The sequence below is a fragment of the Rathayibacter sp. Leaf296 genome (assembly GCF_001423045.1).
In the GTDB taxonomy this organism is placed as follows: domain Bacteria; phylum Actinomycetota; class Actinomycetes; order Actinomycetales; family Microbacteriaceae; genus Rathayibacter; species Rathayibacter caricis.
Genome location: NZ_LMNR01000001.1, coordinates 181384 through 188821 on the forward strand (window position 1 = coordinate 181384; position 7438 = coordinate 188821).

Genomic DNA, 7438 nt, shown 5'->3' on the forward strand with positions numbered 1-7438 from the left:
CCATGGCGCTTCGCGAGAGCCCGCTCCTCGGAGCGGATGCGCCCCGCGATCGCGAGACCACCGGGGGTGCTGCGGTCGTCGCAGCACCCCCGGTGCGCCGGCGCCGCCGCAGCCTCGGCTGGGCGGGCCGGCTCGAGGTCGCGATCCTGGTCGGCCCCGCGCTGATCGTGTTCCTCGCCTTCGTGATCTTCCCGGTCGTGATGGCGGCCTACTACGGCTTCTTCAGCTGGCAGGGCTACGGAGTGCCGACCGACTTCGTCGGCTTCCGCAACTACCTCACGATCCTCCAGGACCCGACCTTCCACGAGGCGCTGTCCCACAACGGCACGATCGTGATCCTCTCGCTCGTGCTCCAGGGTCCGGCCGCGATCCTGATCGCGCTCCTGCTCAACCGCAAGCTGCGCGGCCAGTCGATCATCCGCGTGCTGATCTTCGTGCCCTACGTCATCTCGGAGGTCGTCGTCGGCACCGGCTGGAGCCTGATGCTCCAGACCCGCGGAGCGGTCAACGGCATGCTCGAGAACATCGGGCTCGGCGCCCTGCAGCAGGACTGGCTGGCGAACCCGGCGATCGCCATGTGGACGCTGATGCTGATCATCACGTGGAAGTACATCGGCTTCGCCGTGATCCTCTTCCTCGCCGGTCTCCAGGGCATCCCCGAGGAGCTGTCCGAGGCCGCGGCCATCGACGGTGCCTCCTACTGGCAGGTCCAGCGGCGCATCACCCTGCCGCTGCTGGCCCCGACGCTGCGCATCTGGGCGTTCCTCTCTATCATCGGCGCCCTGCAGCTGTTCGACCTCGTCTACATCATCTGGGGCCAGTACGTCTCGTCGACCGCCGGCACCTCGACGATGGCGACCTACCTCGTCACCAACGGCCGCAACGCCGGCAACTACGGGTACGGGAACGCCGTCGCGGTGATCCTGTTCCTGATCTCGCTCGTCGTCGCCCTGCTCTACCAGCGCTTCGTGCTGCGGCGGGACACCGAGGGCGCACTGACCGGAGGCAAGCGATGACCACCACGATGACGGCCCCGCCGATCACCCCGGAGACTCCGCGTCCGCTCGCCGTGAAGCGCCGCCGCCCGCCGAGGGGCCGCGGAACCACCGTCGCCTACGTCGTCGCGATCGTCGTGATCGCGCTGATGCTCGCCCCGGTCGCGTACATCATCATCGGCGGCTTCCGCACGAACGCGCAGATCACCACCGACCCGGCCGGGTTCCCCTCGCCGTGGAACGTGCAGAACTACCTCGACGTCATCACGGGAGGCATCTTCTGGCGCGAGGTGGGCAACTCCACGATCGCGGCGCTCGCCACCACCCTCGGCGTCGTCGTGCTCGGCCTCATGGCCAGCTACGTCCTCGCCCGGTACGACTTCTCGGGCCGCGGAGTGTTCTACGCGCTCTTCGCGGCGGGCCTGATGTTCCCGATGACGGTCGCGATCACTCCGCTCTACCTGGTGATCAAGAGCCTCGGCCTGATGAACTCGCTCGCCGGAGTCGTGCTGCCGCAGATCGCGTTCGGCCTGCCGACCACGATCATCATCCTGGTCCCGTTCCTGCGGGCGATCCCGGACGAGATCCAGGAGGCGGCGTTCATCGACGGCTGCAGCCGGATCGGCTTCTTCTTCCGCATGGTCGTGCGCCTGGCGATGCCCGGGGTCATCACGACCGGCATCCTCGCGTTCATCGCGAGCTGGAACAGCTACCTCCTCCCGCTGTTCATCCTCAACGACGAGTCGACCTTCACGCTCCCGCTGGGCGTGCAAGCCTTCTCGTCGCAGTACTCCGTCGACACCGCCAAGGTGCTCGCGTTCGTCTCGCTGTCGATGATCCCCGCGCTCATCTTCTTCAGCGTCTTCGAGCGCCGCATCGTGGGCGGCCTCACCGGGGCGGTGAAGGGATGACCTCCACCCCGCCGTCCGCTTCCAGCAGAGAGGGTCACGCCGTGGCCGAACCGCACGTCCCCTCGGCCCGCGTCGCCGAGCTCCTGGAGCACATGACGCTCGAGGAGAAGCTCGCCCAGCTCGTCGGCTACTGGGTCGACCAGGGCGGGGAGGTCGTCGCGCCGCTGGCCGGCGAGATGGCCACCTCCACCCGCTACGAGGATGCGACGACGCACGGGCTCGGACACCTGACCCGCGTGTACGGCACGCGACCCGTCGATCCGATCGAGCGCGCGCAGTGGCTGTGGGCCGAGCAGCGCCGCCTCGTCGAGGAGACACGGCTGGGCATCCCGGCGATCGTGCACGAGGAGTGCCTGACGGGGCTCGCGGCGTGGAAGGCCGCGACGTTCCCCACCCCGCTGGCCTGGGGCGCGTCGTTCGACGCCGAGCTCGTCGAGGAGATGGGCCGCCTGATCGGCGCGTCCATGCGCGAGCTCGGCATCCACCAGGGCCTCGCGCCCGTGCTCGACGTGATCCGCGACCCCCGCTGGGGCCGGGTCGACGAGTGCATCGCCGAGGACCCGTACGTCGTCGGCACCCTCGGCACCGCCTACGTCCGCGGCATGCAGTCGGAGGGGGTCGACGCGACGCTGAAGCACTTCATCGGCTACTCCGCCTCCCGCGGCGGCCGCAACCACGCACCGGTGCACGCCGGACCGCGCGAGATCGCCGACGTGCTGCTGCCCCCGTTCGAGATGGCGATCCGCGACGGCGGCGCGCGCTCGGTGATGAACTCGTACGCCGAGATCGACGGCGACCCCGTCGGCGCGACGCCCGCCTACCTCACCGACGTGCTGCGCGGCGCGTGGGGCTTCGACGGAGTGGTGGTCTCGGACTACTTCTCGGTCGCGTTCCTGCACCTCATGCACGCGGTCGCCGCCGACCTCGGCGAGGCCGCCGAGCTCGCGCTCGAGGCCGGGATCGACGTGGAGCTGCCCACGGGCGACGCGTTCCTCGCTCCGCTCGCCGCCCGCATCGCCTCCGGAGCGATGAGCGAGGAGCTCGTCGACCGCGCGGTGCTGCGCCTGCTCGCGCAGAAGGAGCGCCTGGGTCTGCTCGACGCCCGCTTCGACGACGTGCCCGAGTCGATCGACCTCGACTCGCCCGCGCACCGCGACGTCGCCCGCCGTCTCGCGGAGCAGTCGCTCGTGCTGCTCTCGAACGACGGCGTCCTGCCGCTCGCGGCGCCGCGACGCCTCGCCCTGATCGGCCCGAACGCCGACAGCGCGCAGGCCCTCATGGGCTGCTACTCCTTCGCCAACCACGTGCTGGCCCATCACGAGGGCGTGCCGCTGGGCTTCGAGATCCCGACCGTGCGCGAGGCGCTCGCCGACGAGTTCGCGGGCGAGATCCTCGTGGCCGAGGGCTGCGCGGTCGAGGGCGACGACGACTCCGGGATCGCCCCCGCCGCCGAGCTCGCCCGCACCGCCGACGTGGCGGTCGTCGTGGTCGGCGACCGCGCCGGCCTGTTCGGCCGCGGCACCGTCGGCGAGGGCAACGACGTCGAGAGCCTCGAGCTCCCCGGCCGCCAGCGCGAGCTGGTCGAGGCGGTCGTCGCCACCGGCACCCCCGTGGTGCTCGTGCTGCTGACCGGACGCCCCTACGCGATCGACTGGGCCCTCTCGGGCGCGTCGGCCGTGCTGCAGGCGTTCTTCCCCGGGGAGGAGGGGGCCGGCGCGATCGCGGGCGTCGTCTCGGGCCGCGTCGTGCCGTCCGGCCACCTGCCGGTGTCGCTGCCGCGCTCGGCCGGAGCGCAGCCGTTCTCGTACCTGCACCCGATCCTGGGCGGCCCGTCCGACGTGACGAGCGCCGACAGCACTCCGGTGCTGCCGTTCGGGCACGGGCTCTCGTACACGACGTTCTCGCGCGGCGACCTGTCGCTGCTCGACGACTCGGTGCCGACCGACGGAGCGTTCACCGTCTCGGTGCGCGTGCGCAACACGGGCTCGCGCAGCGGCTCCGACCTGGTGCAGCTCTACGCCCGCGACGTCTACGCGAGCGTCACCCGCCCCGTCGCCCAGCTGCTGGGCTACGCCCGACTGGAGCTCGCAGCGGGGGAGGAGGCGCAGGTGCGCTTCCAGGTGCCCGCCGCGCGCCTCGCGTTCACCGGCCGCTCCGGCCCGCGGATCGTCGAGCCGGGCGAGGTGGAGCTCTGGGTCGGCCCGGACTGCGCGACGAAGGAGACGACGGCGTCGCTGACGCTGTCCGGCCCGGTGTCGGTGGTCACGGCGGCCTCGGAGCGCGTGGTGCGCACGTCGGTGCTGCTCGAGGAGGCGGGCGTGCTGGTCGAGTAGCCCCGCCATCGGGGATCTCGATATGCGCGCTGCGCGCGCTACTCGATCAGCAGGGTTGCGCGCGGCGCCCCTCCTCTTGCTGGTCGAGTAGCCCCGCAGGGGCGTATCGAGACCCGCCGAGTCCCGGGACGTCGTGGATCTCGAGACGCGCGCTCCGCGCGCTACTCGATCAGCAAGGGGGACGGTCCGATCCATCGCGGTCGGCCGCCGCAGAACCCCAGCCAGGAGTTCCCGTCAGCCACCATCGCGGCTGAGCCGCCCTCCCCACTGAGGTTCTGCCCCTCCTTGCTGGTCGAGTAGCGCCGGAGGCGCGTATCGAGACCGACCGAGTCCCGGAGATCGTGGATCTCGAGACGCGCGCTTCGCGCGCTACTCGATCAGCGCGGGGAGCAATCCGTCGCGGACGGTGCCCCCCGGCCCGATCCGGCGACCTTCCTCGCCGGATCGAGGGAGCCCGCCGGATCGTGACCAGAGCGGACGTCCTTTGGTGCGCTGCATCGCGCCGTCCCGTCGTCACCCGGACCCGGTACTTCTCTCCTGTCAGGGTGATGATCCGCTCTGCCATACTCGCCCGATGACGAACCCCGAACCGCCCGCCGGCGGCTCGCAGGAGCCCCGCCCTGCCTATCCGGCCCCTTCCGCACCGCACCCCACCGCGACAGGCACCCTGCCTCCTCCGCCCGTCTCTCCTCGCAAGGCGGCGGGTCTCGCATTGGCCGCCTTGATCGTCGGAATCGTCGCCTTCCTGGTAGGCCTCGTTCCGGTATTCGGAGCCCTCGTCGGTATCGCCGCCGTCGTGCTCGGCGTCCTCGCTCTCCGCAAGCGGCAGTCGAAGGGCATGGCCGTCACCGGCATCGTCCTGGGTGCGATCGCGACGATCTCGTCCGTCGGCGTCGTCTTCGGCATCGGTGCCGCGGTGAACAACGCGGTGGAGGAGCAGCCTCCTGCTGCGATCGCGGAGTCGACGCTGCCGACGGCCGAGTCTCTGCCTGCAGAGACGCCGGCTCCTGCAGAGACGCCGGCTCCTGCGGAGACGACCGCTCCTGTCGAGGTCGAGGCACCCGCAGAGGAGGCACCGCCCGTCGAAGAGGTCGAGGAGCCCGCGGCACCGGCTGTCCCGGTCGAGTTCGCCTCCGCGCTGATCAAAGCTGGGATGTACTCCGACACGCTGCAGATGAGCAAGGCCGGCATCTACGACCAACTCGTGTCGGAGTACGGCGAGAAGTTCTCCCCTGAGGCGGCCCAGTACGCCGTCGACAACCTCACGGCGGACTACAACGCCAACGCACTCGCCAAGGCGAAGATGTACCAGGAGCAGATGGCGATGTCGCCCGACGCCATCCGCGACCAGCTCACGAGTGAGTACGGCGAGCAGTTCACCGCGGAGGAAGCGGACTACGCCGTCCAGAACCTCAACAGCTGACCACCTTTCACCGCCGAGGACCTCGCTTTCGAGCGGGGTCCTCGGCCGTTATCGACGCGCCCGCAAGGGGTTGCCGCTCCGGGTCGCGGGGCGTGGGATGGACGCAGGAGAAAGGAGTCCCATGACTCAGACCTTCCCCGCATGGCTGCGGGACCAGAGCACGCGCGACGACGAGGTGGGCACCCTCGCCCAGGAGTTCGCCGCCCGCGACGACCTGCCCGAGCACGGCGGCCACTCGATCTACGAGGGCTATTTCGCGAGCGAGCCCGCCGAGGCGCAAGCCGGTTTCGACCGGGCCTGGACCGAGTTCGAGGCCGACGTGCAGCCGTCGCCCGCCTCCGACGACCCGGACGGCCTCCGATGAGCGACACGACGTCCCCGGTCCAGGACCCGGACGACCAGTCCGACAAGCCGTCGCAGGCCGAGGGTGAGGACACGCGCGACACCCCCGTCGAGGTACTGCCGGCCGACGGCAAGCCGTCGAAGGCCGAGGGCTGACGCCACTCGCGTTCACAACGAAGGAAGGATCCGTCCCGAGCTCCCGATCCCCGCGGATCCGGGGCCGCGGGAACGGATCCTCCCTTCGTTGTGAACAGGAGTCACTCCGGAGCGACGACCACCCGTCCGACACCGCGCGACACGCACGGCATCACCGCCGACTGCCGTTCCGCCGGCGTCAGCACCAGATCCCGGTGGTCCGCCTCCCCGTCCACGAGGCGCAGTCGGCAGGTCCCGCAGGTCCCGCTGCCGCACGAGCTCGGCACGTCGATGCCCGCGTCCTCGAGCGTCGCCAGCATCGTCCGGGCGGCAGGTACCGCGATCTCGGCCCCGGTCGGCTGCCACTCCACGGTGAACGGCTCGCTCAGCGCGCCGAACGCCGACACCCCCGCGAAGTCCTCCGCGTGCACGCGGCTCGGCCGCCAGTGCATCGTCAGCGCGCGGACCTCGTCCTGCAGCGCCTCGGGCCCGCACACGTAGAGGTGCCGCTCGCCCGGGTCGGCGAGCAGCGGCCACCAGTCGACCGGCCCGTGCTCACGGCGGTGGTGCACCGTCAGTGCGGGCACCGCGGCGGTCAGCTCGTCGAGGTACGGGGCCTGCTCGCGCGAGCGGGCCAGGTACAGCAGCTCCACGTCCGTCGGTCCGCGGCGCCCCAGCTCGATCAGCATGGCCCGGATGGGCGTCACGCCGATGCCCGCGGCGATCAGGAGGTAGGCGGGCGCCTCGACCAGCTCGAAGGAGTTGCGCGGCCCCTCGACCTCGAGTGAGTCGCCCGCCGAGACGGAGTCGACGAGGCTGCGCGAACCGCCGCGTCCCTCCGCCGAGCGGCGCACCGCGATCGTGAAGCGGCTCCGATCGCGCAGGTCGCCGGTGAGGGAGTAGCTGCGCTTCTCGCCCGAGGGCGTCGCGACGGTCACGTGCGCGCCCGGCTCGGCGGCAGGCAGGGCCGAGCCGTCGGCCCGCCGCAGGACGAACTCGCAGACGTCCGCCGTCAGCATCCGCCGCTCGGCGACGACGAGCCTCACGCCGCCACCACCGCGTCGAGCGTCACCGCATCGCCCGGACGCAGCACGCCGCCGGACAGCACCTCCGCGAACACCCCGACGTTCTCGTGCCCGTAGTGCTCGTGCAGCAGCCGCACCACCGGCACGTCCCTCCGCGCCGTCGTCGGATCGACCTCGGTCGCCGCGCACCGTCCGGTCTCCTCGAGCACGCGCACCTGCACGTCGCCCAGCTGCAGCTCGCGCCCCACCCAGTCGCGCTCGGCCCACGGCTCGA

The 7438-nt window shown here is 71.3% G+C and carries 8 protein-coding genes; 6 read left to right on the top strand and 2 right to left on the bottom strand.

Annotation, left to right across the window (positions count from 1 at the left end):
- Nucleotides 1-2 precede the first annotated feature (2 nt).
- From ASF46_RS00795 to ASF46_RS18990, 6 genes are all read left to right on the top strand, one after another.
- Nucleotides 3-1016 carry a carbohydrate ABC transporter permease gene (locus tag ASF46_RS00795; protein ID WP_056866020.1) on the top strand — a complete coding sequence of 338 codons (1014 nt, stop codon included), beginning with the start codon at nucleotides 3-5 and terminating at the stop codon, nucleotides 1014-1016.
- A complete protein-coding gene (locus ASF46_RS00800) occupies nucleotides 1013-1906 on the top strand; it encodes a carbohydrate ABC transporter permease (protein WP_416351477.1) in 894 nt (297 codons plus the stop codon). The genes ASF46_RS00795 and ASF46_RS00800 overlap by 4 nt, the downstream gene beginning before the upstream one ends.
- 92 nt (nucleotides 1907-1998) lie before the next feature.
- Nucleotides 1999-4239 (top strand): glycoside hydrolase family 3 N-terminal domain-containing protein, encoded by a 2241-nt coding sequence (locus ASF46_RS00805; protein WP_235576898.1) that lies wholly within the window; start codon nucleotides 1999-2001, stop codon nucleotides 4237-4239.
- A gap of 721 nt (nucleotides 4240-4960) precedes the next feature.
- Nucleotides 4961-5662 carry an Ltp family lipoprotein gene (locus tag ASF46_RS18645; protein ID WP_235576816.1) on the top strand — a complete coding sequence of 234 codons (702 nt, stop codon included), beginning with the start codon at nucleotides 4961-4963 and terminating at the stop codon, nucleotides 5660-5662.
- A 121-nt stretch (nucleotides 5663-5783) separates the two neighbouring features.
- Nucleotides 5784-6026 carry a hypothetical protein gene (locus ASF46_RS00815; protein ID WP_056866022.1) on the top strand — a complete coding sequence of 81 codons (243 nt, stop codon included), beginning with the start codon at nucleotides 5784-5786 and terminating at the stop codon, nucleotides 6024-6026.
- Entirely contained in the window at nucleotides 6023-6160 is a 138-nt protein-coding gene (locus ASF46_RS18990) for a hypothetical protein (RefSeq protein WP_157602116.1), read from the top strand. Before ASF46_RS00815 ends, ASF46_RS18990 begins: the two co-directional genes overlap by 4 nt.
- A 101-nt stretch (nucleotides 6161-6261) precedes the next feature.
- Here the strand turns inward: ASF46_RS18990 and ASF46_RS00820 are convergent, their stop codons facing one another.
- Nucleotides 6262-7185, bottom strand: coding sequence for a PDR/VanB family oxidoreductase (locus tag ASF46_RS00820; RefSeq protein WP_056866023.1), 924 nt, complete (start codon nucleotides 7183-7185; stop codon nucleotides 6262-6264).
- On the bottom strand, nucleotides 7182-7438 hold a 257-nt coding region (locus ASF46_RS19305), incomplete at its 5' end, for an MOSC domain-containing protein (protein WP_162240144.1). The genes ASF46_RS19305 and ASF46_RS00820, both read right to left, overlap by 4 nt.

What these genes read in the sequence shown, in the direction of transcription:
- ASF46_RS00795 (WP_056866020.1), top strand. Translation starts at nt 3, where the DNA reads ATGGCGCTTCGCGAGAGCCCGCTCCTCGGAGCGGATGCGCCCCGCGAT.
- ASF46_RS00800 (WP_416351477.1), top strand. Translation starts at nt 1,013, where the DNA reads ATGACCACCACGATGACGGCCCCGCCGATCACCCCGGAGACTCCGCGT.
- ASF46_RS00805 (WP_235576898.1), top strand. Translation starts at nt 1,999, where the DNA reads ATGACGCTCGAGGAGAAGCTCGCCCAGCTCGTCGGCTACTGGGTCGAC.
- ASF46_RS00815 (WP_056866022.1), top strand. Translation starts at nt 5,784, where the DNA reads ATGACTCAGACCTTCCCCGCATGGCTGCGGGACCAGAGCACGCGCGAC.
- ASF46_RS18990 (WP_157602116.1), top strand. Translation starts at nt 6,023, where the DNA reads ATGAGCGACACGACGTCCCCGGTCCAGGACCCGGACGACCAGTCCGAC.